We start from the raw sequence: 22,766 nt of genomic DNA, 5'->3' as shown, positions 1-22,766 counted from the left end.
GATGACTCCTCGTTAACGGGCCTTGGTTTTCTTCGCATCCACCAGGCGGCGCAGGTGGCAGGTCACTTCCTCACGGTCGTGGTACAGCTGCTTGCAGCCGATTTCCACGCGAATGCCGCGGGCCTTGAAGCCCTCTTCGATACGCTCCAGCAGGCGTTTGACTTCGGCATAGCGCTGCTTCATCGGCAACTTCAGGTTCACCACCGCCTCGCGACAATGCCCCTCGCCGATCCAGGTTTCCAGCAACGCGGCGTTGCGCGCCGGTTTCTCGACGATGTCGCACACCATCCAGTCCACCGGCTGCTTGGGCACGAAGGTGAAGCCGTCGGCCATCAAGTGCTGTACCAGGCCGGTGTCCATCAGGCTTTCGGCCATGGGGCCGTTGTCGATGGCGGTCACCAGCATGCCACGGTTGACCAGTTGCCAGGTCCAGCCGCCCGGCGCAGCGCCGAGGTCGACGCCAGTCATGTCGCCGTGCAGGCGCTCGTCCCATTGGTCGCGGGGGATAAAGTGGTGCCAGGCCTCTTCCAGCTTCAACGTCGAACGGCTTGGCGCGTCACGCGGGAACTTCAGGCGCGGGATGCCCATCGGCCACATGGCCGAATTGTTCGACTCGGCCAGGCCCATGAACACTTCGCGGCCGCTCTTGAAGGTCAGCAGCAGGCGCGGCTTGCTCGGGTCGTCCACCAGCTTGCCGGCACCCAGCAGGGCTTTGCGCAGGTGCACTTCAAATTTCTTGCAGAAGTTCGACAGTTCCTTGCCATCGTTGGTGTCAACCATCTCCAGCCACAGGCTGCCGCACACCGGGAATTCGCGCAGGTGAGCGAGGATCACGCTGATGCGGTCGGTTTCCGGCAGGTCGATAAACACCCCGCGCGCCCACTGCCGGGGGAAGATCAGCTCGGCAAAGCGTTGGCCGTGCATCAGGCGCTGGGCGCCGTCTTCTTCGGTGCAGACAAATTCGGCGCAGGCGCTGCCGGTCTTGGCCTTGGCGTAGCCGGAAACGTTCAGGCGCGCAGCGAGGTCCGCGATCTCGGAACAGACTTCGCCTTCAAAACCCGGGCGGCAGTGCATAAAAAGGGTGTTCATTGAATCTCCTGGCAACTGGCTTGCTCTATCGCAATGCCTGTCATGAAAACGCGCGCATGATAGCCGAGTTCGGAACCTTGGACTTGCCCATAGAGTCCAGTTATTAGCCTGCTAATGAAAACGGGGCTAGTTTGATAGCTCTGTTCGTCCCGTCAGGTCCGTAGCCGTGCGGACCATAAGGAGTCGCGTCATGTCATCGCTTGATAGCCTGAGAACCCTTAAAACCCTGCAAATCGACGACAAAACCTACCACTACTTCAGCCTGCCCGAAGCCGCCAAGAGCCTGGGCGACCTGGACAAGCTACCGATGTCGCTCAAGGTGCTGCTGGAAAACCTGCTGCGCTGGGAAGACAACAAGACCGTCACCGGCGCCGACCTCAAGGCCATTGCCGCCTGGCTCAAAGAGCGCCAGTCCGACCGTGAGATCCAGTACCGCCCCGCCCGCGTGCTGATGCAAGACTTTACCGGCGTACCCGCCGTGGTCGACCTGGCCGCCATGCGCGCCGCCGTGGCCAAGGCCGGTGGCGACCCGCAGCGCATCAACCCGCTCTCCCCGGTGGATTTGGTGATCGACCACTCGGTGATGGTCGACAAGTTCGGCAATGCCGATGCCTTCGAGCAAAACGTCGATATCGAGATGCAGCGCAACGGCGAACGCTACGCCTTCCTGCGCTGGGGCCAGAGCGCCTTTGACAACTTCAGCGTGGTGCCGCCGGGCACCGGCATCTGCCATCAGGTCAACCTGGAGTACCTGGGCCGCACCGTGTGGACCAAGGACGAAGACGGCCGCACCTACGCCTTCCCCGACACCCTGGTCGGCACCGATTCCCACACCACCATGATCAACGGCCTTGGCGTACTTGGCTGGGGCGTGGGTGGCATCGAAGCGGAAGCGGCAATGCTCGGCCAGCCGGTGTCGATGCTGATCCCGGAAGTGATCGGCTTCAAGCTCACCGGCAAACTCAAGGAAGGCATCACCGCCACCGACCTGGTGCTGACCGTGACCCAGATGCTGCGCAAAAAAGGCGTCGTCGGTAAGTTCGTTGAGTTCTACGGCGACGGCCTGGCCGATCTGCCTCTGGCTGACCGCGCCACCATCGCCAACATGGCCCCGGAATATGGCGCCACCTGCGGCTTTTTCCCGGTGGATGAAGTGACGCTGGACTACCTGCGCCTGTCCGGCCGCCCGACAGAAACCGTGAAATTGGTCGAGGCCTACACTAAAGCTCAAGGCTTGTGGCGTATTGCCGGCCAAGAACCGGTGTTCACCGACAGCCTGGCCCTGGACATGGGCAGCGTCGAAGCCAGCCTTGCCGGGCCGAAACGTCCGCAGGACCGCGTGGCGCTGCCGAATGTCGGCCAGGCCTTCAGCGACTTTCTCGACCTGCAATTCAAACCCACCAACAAGGAAGAAGGCCGCCTGGAAAGCGAAGGCGGCGGCGGTGTCGCCGTGGGCAATGCCGACCTGGTGGGCGAAGCAGATTACGAATACGAAGGCAACACCTACCGCCTGAAAAACGGCGCGGTGGTCATCGCCGCGATTACGTCGTGCACCAATACCTCCAACCCCAGCGTGATGATGGCCGCCGGGCTCGTGGCCAAGAAAGCCGTGGAAAAAGGCCTGACGCGCAAGCCGTGGGTCAAAAGCTCCCTGGCGCCCGGCTCCAAGGTGGTCACCGACTACTACAACGCCGCCGGCCTCACCCACTACCTGGACGCGCTCGGTTTTGATCTGGTGGGCTATGGCTGCACCACCTGCATCGGCAACTCCGGGCCATTGCCCGAGCCGATTGAAAAAGCCATCCAGAAGGCCGACCTCACCGTGGCCTCGGTGCTGTCGGGCAACCGCAACTTTGAAGGCCGCGTCCACCCACTGGTGAAAACCAACTGGCTGGCTTCGCCGCCGCTGGTGGTCGCCTATGCGCTGGCCGGCACGGTGCGCATCGACATCAGCAGCGAGCCGCTGGGTAACGACAAGGACGGCAAGCCGGTCTACCTCAAGGACATCTGGCCGAGCAGCCAGGAGATCGCTGACGCGGTGGCGCAGGTCAGCACTGGCATGTTCCACAAGGAATACGCCGAGGTGTTTGCCGGCGACGCGCAATGGCAGGCCATTGAAGTGCCTCAGGCTGCGACGTACGTGTGGCAGAAGGATTCCACCTACATCCAGCATCCGCCGTTTTTCGACGACATTGCCGGCCCGTTGCCGGTGATCGAGGACATCAAGGGCGCCAACGTGCTGGCCCTGCTGGGGGATTCGGTGACCACCGACCACATCTCCCCCGCCGGCAATATCAAGGTCGACAGCCCCGCCGGCCAATACCTGCGCGAGCAAGGCGTGGAACCGCGGGACTTCAACTCCTACGGCTCACGCCGGGGTAACCATGAAGTGATGATGCGCGGCACCTTTGCCAATATCCGGATCCGCAACGAAATGCTCGGTGGCGAAGAAGGCGGCAACACGCTGTACATCCCCACCGGCGAAAAAATGGCGATCTACGATGCGTCGATGAAATACCAGGCGTCGGGCACCCCGCTGGTGGTGGTTGCGGGGCAAGAGTACGGCACCGGCTCCAGCCGCGACTGGGCGGCCAAGGGCACCAACCTGCTGGGCGTCAAGGCGGTGATCGCCGAGAGCTTCGAGCGAATTCACCGTTCCAACCTGGTGGGCATGGGCGTGCTGCCGTTGCAGTTCAAACTCGATCAGAACCGCAAGACGCTCAAGCTCAGTGGCAAGGAGAAGATCGACATTCTTGGGCTGAGCGAGGTGGAGATCGTGCCGCGCATGAACCTGACGCTGGTGATTACGCGAGAGGATGGCAGCAGCGAGAAGGTCGAGGTGCTGTGCCGGATCGATACGCTCAATGAGGTGGAGTACTTCAAGGCGGGCGGGATTTTGCACTACGTGTTGCGCCAACTGATCGCCAGCTAAAGATCACCGGAGATCAAATGTGGGAGGGGGCTTGCCCCCGATGAGCATGGGTATCTACACATCTTTGGTGAAAACGTACCCTTAGCGAACGAGGGTCTTGTGGTGAGCGGGCTTGCCACAGGGTTTTATGCCAGCCTTTAAGAGCTGTGTAGATACCCATGCCCCGATGAGGGTGTGTCAGCTGATAAATCTGTAGCTGACCCACTGTCATCGGGGGCAAGCCCCCTTCCCCATTTTTGACCGCGTTTAAACTTTCAGATCAGCCGAACAGCCATTTCCACAGCAGTACCAGCACGACCACCGCCAACACCGGCCGCGCAATGCGGTAAGCCTTGGGATGTTTGCGCTTCCACTGCTTGACCTGGCCGCTGAACTTGTCGCTGAAGGTCTTGCTCCAGGCATACGCCTGGTTGATCCCGCCCACGCGCTCGTCATCCAGGTTCTGCGGCGCGGTCGCACGGCCCAGTTGCTTGCTGACCCAACGGTTGAGGCGGGTCATCACGCGGTTGCTCAGGGGACGCTCAATGTCGCAGAACAGAATCACACGGGTCTGTTCGGTTTCATTCTTCACCCAGTGCACGTAGGTTTCGTCGAACATCACGTCGTCGCCGTCGCGCCAGGCGTATTCCTGGCCGTCGACGAAGATGCGGCAGGCATCGGAGTTGGGCGTGGACAGCCCCAGGTGATAACGCAGGGAACCGGCAAACGGGTCGCGGTGCGGGTTGAGGTGGCTGCCGCCCGGCAACAGCGCAAACATCGCGCCCTTGACGTTGGGAATGCTGCTCACCAGTGCCACAGTTTTCGGGCACAGCGCCTCGGCCGATGGCAGGGGTTTGTCGTACCACTTGAGGTAGAAACGCTTCCAGCCCTTCTTGAAGAACGACCCGAAACCGGCATCGTTGTTCTTTTCGGCGGCGCGGATGTAACCCTCGTCGAACAGGTGCATGGCCTCTTCGCGGATCACCTCCCAGTTGTCCTTGAGCACATCCAGTTCCGGGAACTTGCTGCGGTCCAGATAGGGTTTGGACGGCACCGCCGAAAACAGATACATCAAGGCGTTATACGGGGCGAACAGCGCCGAATGGTTTACGAACTGGCGCAACATCGGTAGACGGGCCTTGCCGCGCAAGTGGACATACAGTGTGCTGCCGATAAACAGCAGCAGCACCGACAGTTTGGCGGCCAAAGAAAAGGTCATGCAGCAACTCCTGGAAATATGCGCCGGGCATCATAAACACTTGGGCCAGTATGCAGAAGGCCCAAGGTATCGGCGCTGACATACATCAAGCCTGGTTTTCCTGCTCGGTGAACAAATCGCTGAACAGCATGCTCGACAGGTAGCGCTCACCGGAGTCCGGCAGGATCACCACGATGGTCTTGCCCTGCATTTCCGGTTTCTCGGCCAGGCGCACGGCCACCGCCATCGCGGCACCGCAGGAGATGCCGCACAGAATCCCCTCTTCCTGCATCAGGCGCAGGGCCATGGCCTTGGATTCGTCGTCGGTCACCAGCTCCACGCGGTCAACCATCGACAAGTCGAGGTTTTTCGGTACAAAACCGGCGCCGATGCCCTGGATTTTATGCGGGCTCGGCTTGATCTCATCGCCAGCCAGCGCCTGTGTGATCACCGGCGACACCACCGGCTCAACGGCCACCGACAGAATCGGCTTGCCCGCGGTGTTCTTGATATAGCGCGATACGCCGGTGATGGTGCCGCCGGTGCCCACGCCCGCTACCAGCACATCCACCGCACCGTCGGTGTCATTCCAGATTTCCGGGCCGGTGGTTTTCTCGTGGATCGCCGGGTTGGCCGGGTTTTCGAACTGGGCCGGCATAAAGTAGGTGGCCGGGTCGCTGGCAACGATTTCGCCGGCCTTTTCGATAGCGCCCTTCATGCCTTTGGCCGGCTCGGTCAGTACCAGCTCGGCACCGAGGGCCTTGAGCACTTTGCGGCGCTCGATGCTCATGGACGCCGGCATGGTCAGCAGCAACTTGTAGCCACGGGCGGCGGCGACAAACGCCAGGCCGATGCCGGTATTGCCCGACGTCGGCTCGACAATGGTCATGCCCGGCTTGAGTTTGCCGGTGCTTTCCGCGTCCCAGATCATGTTCGCGCCGATGCGGCACTTTACCGAGTAACCCGGGTTACGCCCTTCGATCTTCGCCAGGATGGTCACGCCACGCGGGGCGATGCGGTTGATCTGCACCAGGGGCGTGTTACCGATGGAGTGCGCGTTGTCTGCAAAAATGCGGCTCATGACGGGTCCTTGTAGGCAATTTCAAGAAGGCAACAAGGGTATGCCTCGTAGTACAAAGCGTCCAGTCAGAGGAACGTTGCGCGGATCAAGACAGTCCATGTTTCATCTGCAAGGAGAACTGCCCGATGAAACGTCGCTACAGCTGGCCACTATGGACCGTCGCCGGAGTGCTGGTGGTCCTGGTCGCCTTGAGCATCGCCCTGCCCTACCTGGTGCGCAATTATTTGAATGACAAACTCGCCAATATGGGCGATTACCGAGGCCAGGTGACCGACGTGGACCTGGCGCTATGGCGGGGCGCCTACCGGATCAACGGCCTTGAAATCATCAAGGTCGACGGCAAAGTGCCCGTACCGTTCGTCAACGCCCCGCTGATCGACCTGGCGGTGAGCTGGCATTCGCTGTGGTACGACCATGCAGTGGTCGCCAAGGTGCGGTTTATCAAGCCTGAAGTGAACTTCGTCGACGGCGGCGCCAACAAGCAGGCGTCCCAGACAGGTAAGGGCACCGACTGGCGCGAGCAGTTGAGCAAGCTGGCACCCATCACCCTCGATGAAGTGCGCATCGAAGACGGCAAGATCGCCTTCCACAACTTCAGCTCCAAACCTGCGGTAAAAATCGATGCCACTGACGTCAACGCCAGCTTCTACAACCTGACCAACGTGGTCGACGTCAAAGGCAAGCGCGACGCCCGCTTCGACGGCAAGGCACTGCTGCAAGGCCAGGCCCCGCTGGAAGCCAGCGCCACCTTTGACCCACTGAGTAATTTCGAGAACTTCGAATTCCGTTTCCGCGCCAAGGACCTGCAGCTCAAGCGCATGAATGACTTCGCCTCGGCCTACGGCAAGTTCGACTTCAAGGCCGGTAACGGCGACGTAGTGATCGAAGCCCAGGCCGAAAAAGGCCAACTGACCGGCTACATCAAGCCGTTGTTAAGGGATGTGGAAGTGTTTGACTGGCAGCAGGACGTGGAGAACAAGGATAAGAACATCTTCCGCTCGATCTGGGAGGCGGTGGTTGGCACCAGCGAGACGGTGCTGAAGAACCAGCAGAAAAACCAGTTCGCCACCCGCGTCGAGCTCAGTGGCAGCGTACATCAACAAAATGTCAGCGCGTTCTCTGCGTTTTTGGGGATTTTGCGCAATGGTTTTATCCAGGCGTTCAATGCACGTTATGAGCAACCCAAGCCATCGGCAGACTGATATCCCATGTGACCGGCCATTCAGAGACTGAATAACCCGTCTGCGTTCACAGTCGCCGGGGCTGCGCGGTATAGTCGGGGCATTGATGAATGCGAGGAAACACCGATGAAGTTCGAAGGCACCCAGGCCTATGTGGCTACCGATGACCTGAAACTGGCCGTCAACGCCGCCATCACCCTGGAGCGGCCGTTGCTGGTCAAGGGCGAACCGGGCACCGGCAAGACGATGCTCGCCGAGCAACTGGCCGAATCCTTCGGTGCCAAGCTGATCACCTGGCACATCAAGTCCACCACCAAGGCCCACCAGGGCCTCTACGAGTACGATGCGGTCAGCCGCCTGCGCGACTCGCAGTTGGGCGTGGACAAGGTGCACGATGTGCGCAACTACCTGAAGAAGGGCAAGTTGTGGGAAGCGTTCGAGTCCGAAGAACGGGTGATCCTGCTGATCGATGAAATCGACAAGGCCGACATCGAGTTCCCCAACGACCTGCTGCAAGAACTCGATAAGATGGAGTTCTACGTCTACGAAATCGACGAGACCATCAAGGCCAAGAAGCGCCCGATCATCATCATTACCTCCAACAACGAAAAAGAGCTGCCGGACGCATTCCTGCGCCGTTGCTTCTTCCACTACATCGCCTTCCCCGACCGCACCACCCTGCAGAAGATCGTGGATGTGCACTACCCCAACATCAAGAAAGACCTGGTCAGCGAAGCCCTCGACGTGTTCTTCGACGTGCGCAAAGTCCCGGGCCTGAAGAAAAAACCGTCCACCTCCGAACTGGTCGACTGGCTCAAGCTGCTGATGGCCGACAATATCGGTGAAGCCGTGCTGCGCGAACGCGATCCGACCAAAGCCATCCCGCCGCTGGCCGGCGCCTTGGTCAAGAACGAGCAAGACGTGCAATTGCTGGAGCGTCTGGCGTTCATGAGCCGTCGCGGTAATCGCTGATGTTGCTCAACCTGTTCAACGAGATGCGCGCCGCCAAAGTGCCGGTGTCGGTGCGCGAGTTGCTCGACCTGATCAACGCGCTCAAGCAGCGCGTGACCTTCGCCGACATGGACGAGTTCTACTACTTGGCCCGGGCGATCCTGGTCAAGGACGAGCGGCATTTCGACAAGTTCGACCGTGCCTTCGGCGCCTATTTCAACGGCCTGGAAAAGCTCGACGACCATTTGCAGGCGCTGATCCCCGAAGAGTGGCTGCGCAAGGAATTCGAGCGTTCGCTGAGTGACGAAGAACGCGCGCAGATCCAATCCCTCGGCGGCCTCGACAAGCTGATCGAAGAGTTCAAGAAACGCCTGGAAGAACAGAAAGAACGCCACGCCGGCGGTAATAAATGGATCGGCACCGGCGGTACCAGCCCGTTTGGCTCCGGTGGCTACAACCCCGAAGGCATCCGCGTCGGTGACGCCGGCAAGCGCCAGGGCAAGGCGGTGAAAGTCTGGGACCAGCGCGAGTACAAGAACCTCGACGATCAGGTGGAACTGGGCACGCGCAACATCAAGATTGCACTGCGCCGCCTGCGCAAATTCGCGCGCCAGGGTGCCGCCGACGAGTTGGACATCGACGGCACCATCGACCACACCGCCCGCGACGCCGGCTTGCTGAATATCCAGATGCGCCCGGAACGGCGCAATACCATCAAGCTGTTGCTGCTGTTCGATATCGGCGGCTCGATGGATGCCCACGTGAAAATCTGCGAAGAGCTGTTCTCCGCCTGCAAGACCGAGTTCAAACACCTGGAGTACTTCTACTTCCATAACTTCGTGTATGAGTCGGTGTGGAAGAACAACCAGCGCCGCACCTCGGAGCGCACTTCCACCCAGGACCTGCTGCACAAGTATGGCGCCGACTACAAAGTGATTTTTATCGGCGACGCATCGATGGCGCCGTATGAAATCACCCAGGCCGGCGGCAGCGTCGAGCATTGGAACGAAGAGCCGGGCTATGTGTGGATGCAGCGTTTCATGGCCAAGTACAAGAAGCTGATCTGGATCAATCCGTATCCGAAGGACACTTGGGACTTTACGGCGTCGACGGGGATTGTGCGGGAGTTGGTGGAGGATCAGATGTACCCGCTGACCCTGCGCGGGCTGGAAGAAGGCATGCGCTTCCTGTCCAAATAAACGCCGATCCCCATAATGCAGGAGATCTAATGCGGGAGGGGCAAGCCCCCTCCCACCTTGGACCGGGTTGGGCGTTAAAGACCTTTCAGGTCCCGCTCTTCAATCGGCCGGCTCTGGCGCAGGCGCTTGCCGCCCAACACCACCCAGTCGATCAGGCGGAACAGGCATTCCAACCCAAACGACAGCAGCATCGCCCCGCCCAGGCCCCAGCCCATGGCTTCAGGGGTCAGCAGGATCTGGTAGCTGTAGCCGTTCCAGGTTTCCTGGCGGATATCCGGGTCGGCAGCCACCGCCACTTGCAAGGCGCGGATGTACCACGGGCCTTGCATGGCCTGGAATTGCTTGTCCAGCGCCACCTGGCGATCAAGCATCGCGCCCAGGCTATTGGCGTCGCTCTGGAACACGGGGTCGTCACTGGCGCGGTAATGCGCCACCAACGCTTTCAAATCACCGTTGAAGAACTGCCGCGCAGTGGTTTCAAACCCGCTCAGCCCCGTCTGGGCCTCGATCAGGTGGGCTTCGACGCGCTTGGCATAGTCGTTGATAAAACCCGGCACTTGCACGCCGACCAACAGGCCAATGGCAAACAGCACCAACCGCAGATAGCTGAGCAACATAGTCGATATCCTTACTCAGTAATGCCCTGGCTGACGCATTCACCGCGTCGCCACAGGCTCCATTGGCCCGGTTCGTAACGGGTCCAGTTTTCGTTGTCGGTCAACGGTTCGGTGGCGATCACCGTCACTACATCATTGGGTGTGGTTTCGGCCTGGAAATCGACGATCACGTCGACATCCTTCAACCGCGCCGGGCCGAACGGGGCACGCCGGGTGATCTGCGCCAACTTGGTCGAGCAGTAGCAGAACAGCCAGTCGCCATCGCTGAGCAGGCAGTTGAACACGCCTTTGCTGCGGTATTCGGCACAGGCGGCGATCAGGTCGGGCAGCATCTGCTCGATGTCCACCGGCTCGGGAAAGGCCTCGCGCACGCGGTTGAGCAAGTCGCAGAAGGCTGCCTCGCTGTCGGTATCGCCGACCGGGCGGTAGAACGTGGCGCGCGGGTTGAAGTCCGCCAATTGGCCATTATGGGCGAAACACCAGTTGCGACCCCACAGTTCACGCACGAACGGGTGGGTATTGGCCAGACTCACTTTGCCCACGTTGGCCTGGCGGATATGGCCGATCACCACTTCACTCTTGATGGGATACCGCTGCACCAGCAGCGCGACTTCCGATTCACTGCTCGCGGCCGGGTCCTGGAACAGGCGCAGGCCACGGCCTTCGTAGAAGGCGATACCCCAACCGTCGCGGTGGGGGCCGGTGCGCCCACCGCGCTGCATCAGCCCGGTAAAGCTGAACACGATATCGGTGGGGACGTTGGCACTCATGCCCAATAATTCACACATGCCAGGGCTCTCGCTGCAACGTTAAAGGCGCGGTTCGACCCGCATGCCGCTGACAGGCGCCGGACGGCGGAATGGCTCGTCGTCTTCTTCCACCGCTTCAGCGGCCAGGGCTGCATCGGTGGCGGCCTTGCGCTCACGACGCGCATTGGCGGCGCGCTCGATGGGCCAGCGGATCAACACGATCACCAGGTACACGCCAAAGGCGATCATGGTGTACATGAACAAATCGGAAATCGCCCGCCAGGCGTTGTTGCCGACCTTGAGCACCAGGTCCAGGGCGGTAATGGCCACGGCCGGTGCGAACTGGGTCTTGACCGGGTCGACGATGGTCGGGCTGAACAGCAACACGGCCATCAGCAATTGCAGCGGCTCGCGCAGCCAGCGCCAGATCCAGCGCGTCATGCGCCACCACACCAACAGGCAGCCCAAAGCGGCGAAGGCGTAAAGGCCCCAAGCGGTCAGATAGTCGTTCTCGGTCATGGTGTCCATGGCAAGGCTGGCAAAGAGGCGGCTATGATAACGGCTTTTGCGTGTCGCGGCTGCAAAGCCTGCCACCGTCCGCCAGATAGAGAATAATCCATGCCTGTATCGCGCCCCCCGATTGCCCGCAAGGCCCCAGGCCAGGATCCTTACGCCTGGCTGCAAGAACGCGACAGCACTGAAGTGCTCGATTACCTCAAGGCCGAAAATGCCTGGCAGGAAGCCCAGCTCGCCGATCAGGCAGACTTGCGCGAAAGCCTGTTTGAAGAGATCAAGGGCCGCATCCTCGAAACCGACCTGTCGCTGCCCTCCCCGTGGGGCCCGTACCTCTATTACACCCGCACCACCGCCGGTGACGAGTACGCCCGGCACTACCGCTGCCGCCGTCCGGCCGATGACAGCAACCAGGTCGACGACAGCAGCGAAGAGCTGTTGCTGGACCCGAACGAACTGGCCAATGGCGGCTTTTTCTCCCTCGGCGCGTTCAGCATCAGCCCCGACCACCAGCGCCTGGCCTACAGCCTGGACACCAGTGGCGATGAGATCTACACCCTGTTCGTGAAGGAATTGGCGACGGGCAAGGTCAGCGAACTGGAGTTCCAGGACTGCGACGGCAGCATGACCTGGGCCAACGACAGCCTGACCCTGTTCTTCGGCGAACTGGACGACACCCACCGTCCGCACAAACTGTATCGCTATCGCCTGGACGGCACGGCAGCGCAGGAAGTGTTCCACGAGCCCGACGGGCGTTTCTTCCTGCATTGCTACCGTTCCAGCTCCGAGCGCCAGTTGCTGCTGGCCCTGGGCAGCAAGACCACCAGCGAAGTCTGGGCGCTGGACGCCGACCAGCCGCACCTGGCCTTCACCTGCCTGGCGCCTCGGGTCGAGGACCACGAATACGACGTCGACCACGGCCAACTGAATGGCGCGTGGACCTGGTTTATCCGCAGCAACCGGGATGGCATCAACTATGCGCTGTTCGTTGCAACCGACATTGGCGATGTGCCCACCGAGGATGAGTGGCAAAACCTGATCCCCCACAGCGATGACGTGATGCTCGACGGTGTGAGCCTCAATACCGGCGCCATGACCCTGAGCCTGCGCATCGGTGGCCTGCCGGTGATCGAAGTGCACCCGCAGGGCCTGCCCGCGTATCGCGTGCAATTGCCCGACGCCGCCTACAGCCTCTACGTACAGAACAGCCTGGAATTCGTCAGCGACAAAATTCGCCTGCGGTATGAGGCCCTCAATCGCCCGGCCCAGGTGCGTCAGCTGGAACTGGCCAGCGGCGCGCAACAGGTGCTCAAGGAAACTCCGGTATTGGGCGTGTTCAACGCCGACGACTACGTGAGCCAACGCCTGTGGGCTACCTCTGCCGATGGCACCCAGGTGCCGATCAGCCTGGTGGTCAAGCGCGACCAGCTCGGCAAAACCACGCCGCTTTACCTGTATGGCTACGGCGCCTACGGCCAAAGCCTCGACCCGTGGTTTTCCCACGCGCGCCTCAGTCTGCTCGACCGTGGCGTCGCGTTTGCGATTGCCCACGTGCGTGGCGGCGGCGAGCTGGGTGAAGCCTGGTACCGCAACGGCAAGCAGGAACACAAGCAGAACACCTTCAGTGACTTTATCGCCTGCGCCGAACACCTGATCGCCCAAGGCTTGACCACCGCCAAGCAACTGGCCATCAGCGGCGGCAGTGCCGGCGGCCTGTTGATCGGCGCGGTGCTCAACCAGCGTCCGGAGTTGTTCCAGGCGGCGATTGCCGAAGTGCCGTTCGTCGATGTGCTCAACACCATGCTCGACCCGGATCTGCCGCTGACCATCACCGAGTACGACGAGTGGGGCAACCCCGAAGAGCCCGAGGTGTATGAGCGCATCAAGGCCTACGCGCCTTACGAAAATGTCCAGGCCCAGGCCTACCCGCATCTGCTGGTGATCGCCGGCTACAACGACAGCCGCGTGCAGTACTGGGAAGCCGCCAAGTGGGTGGCCAGGCTGCGTGACACCAAAACCGACAACAACCTGCTGTTGCTCAAGACCGAACTGGGCGCCGGCCATGGTGGGATGAGCGGTCGTTACCAGGGATTACGTGACGTAGCGCTCGAATATGCATTTGTGTTCAAGGCGCTGGGGTTAATTTAGGAACTTAGTGCGGCGGTTCTGTCTGAACACAGGACCGCTTACCGATTGATGGACCAGTCATGCCACAACCGACTTTACTGAACGATGAAATCCGCGACATGCTCATGGACTGCGGCCTGTTCGACCCTCTGTTGCCGGAGGATTTTCACGTCGCCGCCGGCTACTTCAATATCAGCAGCATTGCCCAGGACGAAGCGATTTTCCTCGAAGGCGATGCCGGCACCTTTATGTGCATCATCCACAGCGGCCAGGTGGCGGTGCAGAAAACCAATCACGACGGCCAGCGCCTGACCATCGCCACCCTGCGCAGTGGTCGGGCCTTTGGTGAGATGGCGGTACTTGACGGCGAGCGGCGCTCCGCCAGTTGCGTGGCGGCCAGCGACTGCGTGTTGTTGAACCTGGGCAAGGACTCCCTGGAAAAAATGCTCAACGAAACACCACGGGTGGCCGCCAAGATCATCCGGGCGATTGCGATTGCCTTGTCCAAGCGCCTGCGCATGGCGGATGGGCAGTTACTGTCCCAACCGTTTTAACCGCCGGGGGTTTTCGGTTTGCTGTCGTTCTGCTGCAGGCCGGGCACCGTCTGGTCCTTCGGTGGCGTCGGCAGCACGATGGGCGCCAAGGGCGGCGAGCCGTTGGTCTTGGGCAGCGCTGGCGGGCTGACCTGGGGATACAGCGTCGGCGTCGGCGTGCCCGGCGCACCTGGGGTTGGCGCGGGCGCGACCGGTACGGTTTGCAACTCCTGAGCCTGCGCCGCACCCAATGCGAGCGCGCTCAACACAATGACCGTTAGAATGCTGCACTTCATCGATGGCTCCATGGCCTGACCGGAATGTCGTAAGGCTACTCCCAACCGCGCAAGAATGCCCTTCCCAATGAGATTTCCATGAAACGTTTCGTTCTGCTGGACACCACCCCGATCCCCGACAACGGCGGTGCCTTGTGCCTGTTCGAATACGGCGAGGATTTTGTCATCAAGATCCAGGGCGGTGACGGCGGCCAGTTGATGAACACGCGCATGCACGGCTCCGAAGATGCGCTGGCAGAGATCCCCTGCCGCAAGGTTGCCGGTCGTCCGGGGTCTCGGGTGTTGATTGGTGGTCTGGGCATGGGCTTTACCCTGGCCTCGGCGCTCAAGCATCTGGGCAAAACCGCCGAAGTGGTCGTGGCCGAACTGGTGCCGGGCGTCGTGGAATGGAACCGTGGGCCGCTGGGGGAAAAGTCCGGCCGTCCACTGCTGGACCCGCGCACCGTGATCCGTCTGGAAGACGTGGCCAAGGTGCTGCAAGCCGAGCCCCAGGGCTTTGACGCGATCATGCTGGATGTGGACAACGGCCCCGAAGGCCTGACGCAAAAAGCCAACAGCTGGCTCTACTCCGCCGGCGGCCTCGCAGCCTGCGCCAAGGCCTTGCGGCCCAAGGGCGTGCTGGCGGTGTGGTCGGCAAGCGCCGACAAACTGTTCAGCGACAAACTGCGCAAGGCCGGTTTCAAGGCCGAGGAAGTGCATGTGTTTGCCCATGGCAACAAGGGCACGCGTCACACCATCTGGATTGCGGAAAAGCTCAAGGGCTGAGCATGCGTCCCCGACAGCGTAAATCTAATGTGGGAGGGGCGGTGCGACGATTCGACTTGCCCCCTCCCACATTTTTGATCCCTGGTCAGTTGTGGGATTTGCGGTAGTCGATGACATACGGCACTTTTTTATCGAAGGTCTTTTCCAACTCATCGCGATCCAGTTTGCTCATGCCGCCCAGTTGCTGCGCAGTGAAACCGCTGTCCCCGACCTGTGAGCCGGGCGCCAGGCTGACCATGCGCTTGGCCACCGCTTCGATAGCGGCCTTGTAGCCGCCTTTTTTATTCAGGTCGTACTGGCCCAGATCAATCTGCGTGCGCAGCCAGTTGCCCCAATAGAACTCCAGAAATTCCGGTGCGACCTCCCCCACGTCCGGCTTGCCGTAGGCAGCCTTGCGGGTGAAATACACCAGGCTGCGAAAGGTGTCGTCCTGCAGGTTCTTGAACCCCAGGTGGGCCGGCAGTTGCGCAGGCGGCAGGGTCTGGCCCTGATTGTCCTTGAGCCAGACCTTGCGGGCCGCTTCCATACGCAGCCAGAAGGTCGCAAGGTCTGGGTTGCTGCTGAAATCGTCGGTCACCCTTACCCACATTTTCAATCGAGGGCCGGCCCCCGGCGTTTCCCACAGGGTGGTGAAGCTATGATGACCATCGGTCAGGTACAACTGGCCGCCGGGGCCGACCACTACGGTTTTCATATCGTCGGGGTGGGTGCCTATTGGGTCTTTGCAGGTGAAGCTGGTGGGCTGGAGCAGCTTGGCGTTCTTGGGCACCTTGTCGGCCTCGCCCTGACCGTTGGTCTCGCAGTATTCATCGAAGGCTTTGGCAGGTTTGTCGGCAAACAACCCGAGGCTGTAATAGATCTGATCGAAGCCCACTACGGTCTGGGTCGGGTGCAACTGTTCGAGGGCGACCTCGATCACCTGGCCCGGCTGAGGTGTGGAGAACGCCTGGGCGTGAGCCGCCAGGGCGCCGAAGAGCAGTGCAACTGTCCATGTGTGCCAACGCATAGGTTTCAGATCCTTGTGAAATGAATGAACCGATACTACAAACGCCCGCCGACGGCTAGAATCAACGCTATCCGTGACCCACCAAATAGCCAGGAGCCATGATGAGCTCGACCAACCCGCCCTCCCACACCGCCAAGCTGGACCGCATCCTGGCCGATGCCCAGCGCGACCGGGAAATGGGCTACCGCGACAAAGCCCTCAAAATGTACCCCCACGTGTGCGGCCGCTGCGCCCGCGAATTCGCCGGCAAGCGCCTGAGCGAACTCACCGTACACCACCGTAACCACAATCATGATGACAACCCCCAGGACGGCTCCAACTGGGAGTTGCTGTGCCTGTATTGCCACGACAACGAACACTCGCGCTACACCGACCAGCAGTACTTCGGCGAAGGCTCCACCAGCAGCCCGACGATTGCCAAGGCGACGCACAACCCGTTTGCGGCGTTGGCGGGGTTGATGAAGAAGGACGACTGAAAGCTGTAAGTTGGGAGCTGCAAGAAAAAGCCGCCCTGCTTTTAACTTGCAGCTCGTAGCTTGCCGCTATAATGCTGCCTTTTTAAAGGCACTCCCGTGGGCAATAAACGCTACAGCTGCATCGGCCTGTATAACCCCAAATCCCCCGAAAACGTCGGCTCGGTCATGCGTGCCGCCGGCTGCTACGGCGTGGCCTCGGTGTTCTACACCGGCGTGCGTTACGAGCGCGCCCGGGACTTCATTACCGACACCAAGAAGGTCCATCACGACATTCCGCTGATCGGCATCGATGACCTGAAAAAAATCCTGCCCCTGGGCTGCATCCCGGTCGCCGTGGAACTGGTGGAAGGCGCCCGCCCGCTGCCCGAGTACACCCACCCCGACCGCGCCCTGTATATCTTCGGCCCGGAAGACGGTTCGCTGGATAAAGAGATTCGTGACTGGTGCGAAGACGTGGTCTACATCCCGACCACCGGCTGCATGAACCTCGCCGCGACGGTCAACGTGGTGCTTTATGACCGCCTGGCCAAGGGCAACAACACCCGTTCGGGCCCCAAGTACTGATTTTTTGGGAACATCCGGCGCCCGCCAGCAGTCAGCTACTTACACTTGCCCTTGTTGGAGACAGATCATGAGCGACAGCAAAAACGTGCGACCTATCATCGAACACACGCCGTTCCAGACTCAGCCCACGCAAAACGTGCACGGCTGGGAACGCATCGGCTCGGTGGCCGGTGGCGTGATGATGGTGGGCAAAGGCCTGCGCCGTGGCGGGATTTTCGGTTTGATTCAGGTGGCGATCGGCGGTGTGGCACTGGCCCGTGGTTTTACCGGGCACAGCTCGCTCAAGGACAAGCTGGAACAGGGTCGTCAGGAAATGAACAGCCTGCGCACCAAGGTCGAGCGTGCCGGGGCAGAGCTGAAGAACCTGAAGACCAAAGCTGAAGTGGCGGCTGAGAAGGCCGTTAAAACCACTGGTTAGATTCAAATGTGGGAGGCGGCAATTCCCCTCCCACATTTTGTTTCGTGCATGACGGGGACTTCAGCGCAGTAACTTGCTGTCCAGCACCACCGACGACTCGCCAATGATGCTTTGGGCCAGTTGCACAAACTCTTTCGTCGTAATGCTATTGGCCCGCATCACTGCCTGCGCAAGGTCGTCGAGCGAGCGCTTGTTATGGGTTTTCACCCGAATCTCGCGGTCCAGCTCCTGCAATACCACCACTGCGCGCGCCACGGTTGCGCCGCTGACGTGCTCGCCGCGTAACGTCGTGACGTCCTTGCCTTCCTTGCTCAAGCGCACCTGTATTGCCTGATATCGCTCATCAGTGATCCCGCCGGCACGGCGCAGCAGTTCAATGGCGTAATACTCGCCAAACCCTTCGCTGATCCAGTCACTGGTGTCGTGATCGTTGAAGCGTGCAATCGCCTGCACCACTTCACGAATCAACGGGCTGCTGCCGTTTTCGCTGACCAGCGGCGTGCGGCTGTTGAGGTAGATCGAGTCATGGGCCGAGAACACGCCCCGGCGCATCGGGTCGCTGGCGCCCACCACCAACAGCTTCGCCGGATGACGCGGGAACGCAGCCTCGACCTGCGGCCAGACAAAGGTCAGCAACGTCAGCACATCCATGCGGCGCATGGCCTGGCCCTTGGGCGACGCTACGGTGACTTCAGTTTCGCCCAGGCGCACGCGGCGGCTGCCCAAGGTGCCGGCGAGCATCCAGCCGGTGGGCCGGTCGAACAGGCGGGAAACATTGTCGATGCGGAATTTGTGCTTGCCGATACGCGGCCAGGCGGTTTCGACGCTTTTCCAGCCCGCCGGCAGTTCGAACACCAGGCGCGAGACCAACTCGACGCCGTCCTGCTGGTCGAGCCGCGCCGTCGGCACCAGGTCTTCGCCGCGAAACAGCGCCCAACTCGGGGTCATGCGCGCTTCATAGCTGCCCGGCTTGCGCGCTTGGGTGAGGTGCACGCGGTAGGTCAGGCTGGCCTTGTCGGCGCTGGGTTGCCACACGCCACGCTCGCCGCTGACCTGCCACTGGCCGTCGGCCTTGAAGTCGCTGTAACTGCCGGTGCGGCCCAGGTCGAAGTCGAGGCTGCGCACCGCCGAGCCTTGTGACAGGCTCAGGCGCACTTCGGCCTGATCGCTCTGGGGCAGCAGTTTGACGTGATAATCCAGGTCGACTTTCCTGGCGCACCACGCAGGCACGCTCAGCGCCAGCAGCACAAAGCTTGCCGCCAGCTGGGTTGCCACCTTCATACACACTCCTTTTTCAGCCTGCGCGGAAGATCAGGTAATCCTCCCAGTCGTCTTCGGGCACGCTGCCTTCGCTGAGCATGCGCCCGGACTGGGAAATGCGTTCGTGGTGCACGGCGTCGCGGTCGCCGCAGACCAGGTGGTGCCACAGCGGCAAGTCCTTGCGCTCGCTGACCAGGCGGTAGCCACAGGTGGGCGGCAGCCATTTGAACTGGTCGGCCTGGCCTGGGGTGAGCTGGATGCAGTCGGGCACCGAGGCGCGGCGGTTGGGGTAATCGGTGCACTGGCAGGTCTTGAGGTCGAGCAGTTTGCAGGCGATACGCGTGTAATAGACGCTGTTGTCGTCTTCGTCCTCGAGCTTTTGCAGGCAGCACAGGCCACAGCCGTCGCACAACGATTCCCACTCCTCCTGGTCGAGGTGTTCAAGGGTTTTGCGTATCCAGAAAGGTTCGACTTTGGCGGCCATGGCTCTACATCAGTTTCGGTAGGTGAAAAGGCCGCCAGTCTAGTGCCCAAGCCCCTTGGAACCAAGCGCTTACGACTGGCGGTGTTACAACACTTGTCAGTCTAGCGGGCGCGCAGTAGCTTTGAGCGCCGAATTGACGATCAGGAACAGCTCATGACACGTGTTGCCGACTATCCGATCCACACCCAGTTCACCGACCGCTGGTCGCCCCGCGCCTTTACCGGCGAGAGCATCTCGCAAGAGACCCTGCTGAGCTTCTTCGAAGCCGCCCGTTGGGCACCGTCGGCCTACAACTCGCAGCCGTGGCGGTTTCTCTACGCGCGCCGTGACACGCCGGACTGGGAACGTTTCCTGGGTCTGCTCAACGAGTTCAACCGCGGTTGGGCGCAGCATGCGTCGGCCCTGGTGATCATCGCCTCGAAAACCGACTTCGTCGCCCCCGGCGCCACCGAAGAAACCCCGGCGCTGTGGCACACCTTCGACACGGGCTCGGCCTGGGGCCACCTGGCGCTGCAAGCCAGCCTCAGCGGCTGGCACACCCACGGCATGGCCGGTTTCGACCAGGAGCTGACCCGCAAGGAACTGAAGATTCCAGAAGGCTATGCACTGCATGCGGCCGTGGCCGTTGGCAAGCTGGGGGATAAGTCGACCCTGCCGGAGTATCTGCAAGGTCGTGAAGCGCCAAGCCCGCGCAAGCCGCTGAGCGAGCTGGTATCGGAAGGTGACTTCAGCCTTTAAGACGGACGCTTTGCCACTGTGGGAGGGGCCAAGCCCGCTCCCACAGTTCAGTAACCCCGCTCGAAATCCACGGTTCCGCGCAGCGCTTCATTGGCCTTATAGGCCCGCAGGTTCTCCAGAAACAACTCCACCATCATCGGCGGCGACGTCGGCGCAGAGCTGTGCCCGGTCAACAGCAAACCCCAGGCGGTCCAGAACGGATGGCGCTGTGGCAGCGGTTCCTGGCGGCACACGTCGATCACGGCGCCGGCCAGGTGCCCTTCTTTCAGAGCTTCGACCAGATCAGCATCCACCACCGCCACACCGCGCCCGACATTGATGAACAAGCCGGTCGGTTTGAATTGTTTGAACAGCGCCGCGTCGTACAGATCGTGGGTGTTCGGCGTGTTGGGCAGCAGGTTGATCACGTAGTCCACTTCGCCCACCAGACGCCCGAGCTGATCAAGCCCGGCCACTTCGATAAACGGCGCTTGCTCACGCTCAGTACTGGCAATGCCATACAGCTTGACGCCAAACGGCACCAGGAACTCGGCCACACTCTGGCCAATATCGCCGGTGCCCACGATCAATGCCTTGCGCCCCGCCAGGCTCTGGCCGGTGCGGCTGTCCCACTTGCGTTCGACCTGGCTGACCAGCCGCGCCAGCACTTCGCGCTCATGGCCGAGCATATACGTGAGGACAAACTCAGCCATGACCTGGCCATAAATGCCGACGGCGCGCGTCAGACGGTAGTCGCGGGGCAAGCCTTCGGCCAGCAGGGGCGTGATACCGGCCCAGGTCGATTGCAGCCATTGGGGTTGGTGGCCCTGGCGCAGCAATGTCGCCAGCAGGTCCGGCTGGCCCAGCCAGACCGGGCAATCGGCGGCCAGGCGTGACAGTTCGGCCGAGTCGCCACTGGTGAGCACCTCAAGGTCCGGCGCCACATCGTTGAGCAGTTGGGCGTAGAGCGGGTGATCCTGTTCAGCAATCAGAACACGCATGGTTCAAACCTTTCAAAAACAATGCAGACGGCCGCCCGCATCCTTACGGCCACCGCCCACTAATACGATTCCATTGAAACCTGTGCCCTGAAGCAGGCACTGACCGATTACATCGGGTCGTTGCGGCGCAGCAGCTCTTCGGGCAAGTGTTCGATGTACTCGTCCTCGGCCGGCGGCATTTGCAGGTGGTAGCCCTGTTTGTCGAGGTTTTCCAGGACCACCAGGATGTCTTCGCGCGACAGCTTGCGCTCCGGCGTCAGGATCATCTCGAACGCCAGATGGGCCTTGCCGAAGGCGGCCATCAACGGTTCCGGCACACGCTCAAGGGCATCGCTCTTGAGCACGTAGAGGTACATGCCGTCTTTTTTCAGGCTGCGGTAGATGGAGCAAATACGTTTCAAGGCTGTTCTCCGGCAGTGGCCAGGCTGTCGAGCAGCGCCTGGCCCATCAACTCGCGGCGCCAGCCACGCAGCGAGTCTGGCAATTTATAAGGCCCATCGGGGTAGCCGCTTTTAACCAGGGCTTCGAGGGTTTTCTTGCGCAGCATCAGTTCCGGCGCCATCTCCAGGCGTTCGGCGAACGTCTGGCCCAGGGCACGCAGTTGCTTGATCAGGTTGGCGGCGTCCACCGGCAGCGGTTCCGCCACGGCCGGCGGCCATTGGTCCATGGACACACTGCCGGCACGTTTGATCAGGTCCAGCAGGAACTGGCCATCCTGACGCACGGTGCGCGGGTGCATGTCTTCGATCTTGCCCAGGGCCGCGAGGTTATCCGGCTGGGATTTGGCCAGGGGCCACAACGAGTGCTCGCGAACGATGCGGTTGCGCGGCAAGTCACGGGCGCGGGCTTGCTGTTCGCGCCAGGCGCACAGTTCACGCAGCACGGCGAGTTGGGCGCGAGACAGTTTCCACGCCAGCTTGGCGTCGCGGTACACCTCGTACGGGTCGACTTCGCGGCGCAGGTTGGCCACCAGTTCGGCGCCGTCCTCCAGCACCCAGGCGTATTTATCGTCCGACAGCTGCGGACGCAGGCGAATGTAGACCTCGGCCAAGTGCACCGCGTCTTCGGCGGCATAGCTGACCTGGGTCTCGGACAATGGTCGCTGCAGCCAGTCCGAGCGGGTCTCGCCCTTGGGCAGATCGATGTCGAGCACGGCGTGGACCAGGCGCGAGTAGCCCATGGAGAAACCGAGATTCAGGTACGCGGCTGCCAATTGGGTGTCGAACAACGGCACCGGCAGGCTGCCGGTCAGGCGCAGCAGGACTTCGAGGTCTTCGCTGCAGGCGTGCACCACCTTGATCACCGCCGGGTTTTCCAGCAGGTCGGCCAAGGGTTGCCAGTTGTCGATGGTCAGGGGATCGATCAGGTAAGCGCGTACGCCATCACCGATCTGGATCAGCCCGGCAATGGGATAAAAGGTGTCGACCCGCATGAATTCGGTGTCGAGGGCGACGAATGGCAACTGCTGCCATTCGGCGCAATGCTGGCCGAGGCTATCGTTGTCGCAGATCCAGTGAATATCGATGGCCACACGGCTCTCCCTTGAAGAATGGCGCGCAGTATATATCGCGAAAGGGGCTAGCGAGCATCCGCAGTGCACTGGCAACCATGAAAACTCAGACAGGAGATG

The 22,766-nt window shown here is 61.3% G+C and carries 24 protein-coding genes; 11 read left to right on the top strand and 13 right to left on the bottom strand.

What is annotated here, in order from left to right; all coding sequences use genetic code 11:
* Positions 1–12: 12 nt before the first annotated feature.
* A complete protein-coding gene (gene rlmM / locus DNK50_RS11400) occupies positions 13–1,089 on the bottom strand; it encodes a 23S rRNA (cytidine(2498)-2'-O)-methyltransferase RlmM (RefSeq protein WP_099587444.1) in 1,077 nt (358 codons plus the stop codon).
* Positions 1,090–1,279: 190 nt separating this feature from the next.
* Here rlmM and acnA point away from each other — a divergent pair, with 190 nt between their 5' ends.
* Positions 1,280–4,021 (top strand): aconitate hydratase AcnA, encoded by a 2,742-nt coding sequence (acnA, locus tag DNK50_RS11395; RefSeq protein WP_112194076.1) that lies wholly within the window; start codon positions 1,280–1,282, stop codon positions 4,019–4,021.
* A gap of 259 nt (positions 4,022–4,280) precedes the next feature.
* Here the strand turns inward: acnA and DNK50_RS11390 are convergent, their stop codons facing one another.
* Entirely contained in the window at positions 4,281–5,219 is a 939-nt protein-coding gene (locus DNK50_RS11390; RefSeq protein WP_099587446.1) for an aspartyl/asparaginyl beta-hydroxylase domain-containing protein, read from the bottom strand.
* Between the two features lie 85 nt (positions 5,220–5,304).
* Positions 5,305–6,279, bottom strand: coding sequence for a cysteine synthase A (gene cysK, locus DNK50_RS11385; protein ID WP_099587447.1), 975 nt, complete (start codon positions 6,277–6,279; stop codon positions 5,305–5,307).
* 125 nt (positions 6,280–6,404) lie between these two features.
* On the opposite strand from cysK, the gene DNK50_RS11380 reads away from it, so the two are divergent.
* The 3 genes from DNK50_RS11380 to DNK50_RS11370 all read left to right on the top strand — a co-directional run bounded on the left by DNK50_RS11380 (position 6,405) and on the right by DNK50_RS11370 (position 9,610).
* Positions 6,405–7,481 (top strand): DUF748 domain-containing protein, encoded by a 1,077-nt coding sequence (locus DNK50_RS11380; RefSeq protein WP_112194074.1) that lies wholly within the window; start codon positions 6,405–6,407, stop codon positions 7,479–7,481.
* Positions 7,482–7,586: 105 nt separating this feature from the next.
* Positions 7,587–8,432: a MoxR family ATPase gene (locus DNK50_RS11375; RefSeq protein ID WP_112194072.1), complete on the top strand. Its 846-nt coding sequence runs from the start codon at positions 7,587–7,589 to the stop codon at positions 8,430–8,432.
* Positions 8,432–9,610 (top strand): VWA domain-containing protein, encoded by a 1,179-nt coding sequence (locus DNK50_RS11370; RefSeq protein WP_099587449.1) that lies wholly within the window; start codon positions 8,432–8,434, stop codon positions 9,608–9,610. Before DNK50_RS11375 ends, DNK50_RS11370 begins: the two co-directional genes overlap by 1 nt.
* 74 nt (positions 9,611–9,684) lie before the next feature.
* Here the strand turns inward: DNK50_RS11370 and DNK50_RS11365 are convergent, their stop codons facing one another.
* From DNK50_RS11365 to DNK50_RS11355, 3 genes are read right to left on the bottom strand one after another with little or no spacing between them, the layout of a single operon-like run.
* Positions 9,685–10,227, bottom strand: coding sequence for a DUF2937 family protein (locus DNK50_RS11365; protein WP_032888750.1), 543 nt, complete (start codon positions 10,225–10,227; stop codon positions 9,685–9,687).
* 11 nt (positions 10,228–10,238) lie between these two features.
* A complete protein-coding gene (locus DNK50_RS11360; RefSeq protein ID WP_024074057.1) occupies positions 10,239–11,015 on the bottom strand; it encodes a class II glutamine amidotransferase in 777 nt (258 codons plus the stop codon).
* Between the two features lie 21 nt (positions 11,016–11,036).
* Positions 11,037–11,570 carry an MFS transporter gene (locus DNK50_RS11355; protein ID WP_099587450.1) on the bottom strand — a complete coding sequence of 178 codons (534 nt, stop codon included), beginning with the start codon at positions 11,568–11,570 and terminating at the stop codon, positions 11,037–11,039.
* A 24-nt stretch (positions 11,571–11,594) separates the two neighbouring features.
* Here DNK50_RS11355 and DNK50_RS11350 point away from each other — a divergent pair, with 24 nt between their 5' ends.
* Entirely contained in the window at positions 11,595–13,637 is a 2,043-nt protein-coding gene (locus DNK50_RS11350) for a S9 family peptidase (protein WP_112194070.1), read from the top strand.
* A 59-nt stretch (positions 13,638–13,696) separates the two neighbouring features.
* A complete protein-coding gene (locus tag DNK50_RS11345; RefSeq protein ID WP_099587452.1) occupies positions 13,697–14,170 on the top strand; it encodes a cyclic nucleotide-binding domain-containing protein in 474 nt (157 codons plus the stop codon).
* Here DNK50_RS11345 and DNK50_RS11340 read toward each other — a convergent pair.
* The gene (locus DNK50_RS11340; protein ID WP_032888738.1) at positions 14,167–14,445 is read right to left on the bottom strand and encodes a hypothetical protein; all 279 of its coding nucleotides are present in this window, start codon (positions 14,443–14,445) and stop codon (positions 14,167–14,169) included. The genes DNK50_RS11345 and DNK50_RS11340 overlap by 4 nt on opposite strands.
* A gap of 78 nt (positions 14,446–14,523) precedes the next feature.
* Here DNK50_RS11340 and DNK50_RS11335 point away from each other — a divergent pair, with 78 nt between their 5' ends.
* Positions 14,524–15,210, top strand: a complete 687-nt coding sequence (locus DNK50_RS11335) for a spermidine synthase (protein ID WP_112194068.1) — start codon at positions 14,524–14,526, stop codon at positions 15,208–15,210.
* A gap of 85 nt (positions 15,211–15,295) precedes the next feature.
* On the opposite strand, the gene DNK50_RS11330 is transcribed toward DNK50_RS11335, so the two are convergent.
* Positions 15,296–16,216: a ParB/Srx family N-terminal domain-containing protein gene (locus DNK50_RS11330; protein WP_112194066.1), complete on the bottom strand. Its 921-nt coding sequence runs from the start codon at positions 16,214–16,216 to the stop codon at positions 15,296–15,298.
* A gap of 101 nt (positions 16,217–16,317) precedes the next feature.
* Between DNK50_RS11330 and DNK50_RS11325 the strand changes: the two genes are divergently transcribed.
* The 3 genes from DNK50_RS11325 to DNK50_RS11315 all read left to right on the top strand — a co-directional run bounded on the left by DNK50_RS11325 (position 16,318) and on the right by DNK50_RS11315 (position 17,674).
* Positions 16,318–16,692 carry a YajD family HNH nuclease gene (locus tag DNK50_RS11325; protein ID WP_003210675.1) on the top strand — a complete coding sequence of 125 codons (375 nt, stop codon included), beginning with the start codon at positions 16,318–16,320 and terminating at the stop codon, positions 16,690–16,692.
* A gap of 96 nt (positions 16,693–16,788) precedes the next feature.
* Complete coding sequence (locus DNK50_RS11320) at positions 16,789–17,256, top strand: RNA methyltransferase (protein ID WP_003189607.1); 468 nt, start codon at positions 16,789–16,791, stop codon at positions 17,254–17,256.
* A 67-nt stretch (positions 17,257–17,323) separates the two neighbouring features.
* On the top strand, positions 17,324–17,674 hold the full coding sequence (locus tag DNK50_RS11315) for a DUF2892 domain-containing protein (protein ID WP_099587454.1): 351 nt from the start codon (positions 17,324–17,326) through the stop codon (positions 17,672–17,674).
* Positions 17,675–17,734: 60 nt separating this feature from the next.
* Here DNK50_RS11315 and DNK50_RS11310 read toward each other — a convergent pair whose 3' ends face one another.
* Both DNK50_RS11310 and DNK50_RS11305 read right to left on the bottom strand, forming a co-directional pair.
* Entirely contained in the window at positions 17,735–18,955 is a 1,221-nt protein-coding gene (locus tag DNK50_RS11310) for a hypothetical protein (RefSeq protein WP_112194064.1), read from the bottom strand.
* Positions 18,956–18,968: 13 nt separating this feature from the next.
* A complete protein-coding gene (locus tag DNK50_RS11305) occupies positions 18,969–19,418 on the bottom strand; it encodes a YcgN family cysteine cluster protein (RefSeq protein WP_003172524.1) in 450 nt (149 codons plus the stop codon).
* A gap of 153 nt (positions 19,419–19,571) precedes the next feature.
* On the opposite strand from DNK50_RS11305, the gene DNK50_RS11300 reads away from it, so the two are divergent.
* A complete protein-coding gene (locus DNK50_RS11300) occupies positions 19,572–20,156 on the top strand; it encodes a nitroreductase family protein (protein WP_112194062.1) in 585 nt (194 codons plus the stop codon).
* A 47-nt stretch (positions 20,157–20,203) separates the two neighbouring features.
* On the opposite strand, the gene DNK50_RS11295 is transcribed toward DNK50_RS11300, so the two are convergent.
* The 3 genes from DNK50_RS11295 to rnd all read right to left on the bottom strand — a co-directional run bounded on the left by DNK50_RS11295 (position 20,204) and on the right by rnd (position 22,667).
* A complete protein-coding gene (locus DNK50_RS11295; RefSeq protein WP_099587457.1) occupies positions 20,204–21,136 on the bottom strand; it encodes a D-2-hydroxyacid dehydrogenase in 933 nt (310 codons plus the stop codon).
* 107 nt (positions 21,137–21,243) lie between these two features.
* Positions 21,244–21,537, bottom strand: coding sequence for a YcgL domain-containing protein (locus tag DNK50_RS11290; protein ID WP_099587458.1), 294 nt, complete (start codon positions 21,535–21,537; stop codon positions 21,244–21,246).
* Entirely contained in the window at positions 21,534–22,667 is a 1,134-nt protein-coding gene (rnd, locus tag DNK50_RS11285; protein WP_099587459.1) for a ribonuclease D, read from the bottom strand. Before rnd ends, DNK50_RS11290 begins: the two co-directional genes overlap by 4 nt.
* Positions 22,668–22,766: the final 99 nt, after the last annotated feature.

It is taken from the genome of Pseudomonas sp. LG1E9 (assembly GCF_003290225.1).
Taxonomy (GTDB): Bacteria; Pseudomonadota; Gammaproteobacteria; order Pseudomonadales; family Pseudomonadaceae; genus Aquipseudomonas; species Aquipseudomonas cyclaminis.
This window is presented reverse-complemented; position numbering and strand designations above follow the sequence as displayed.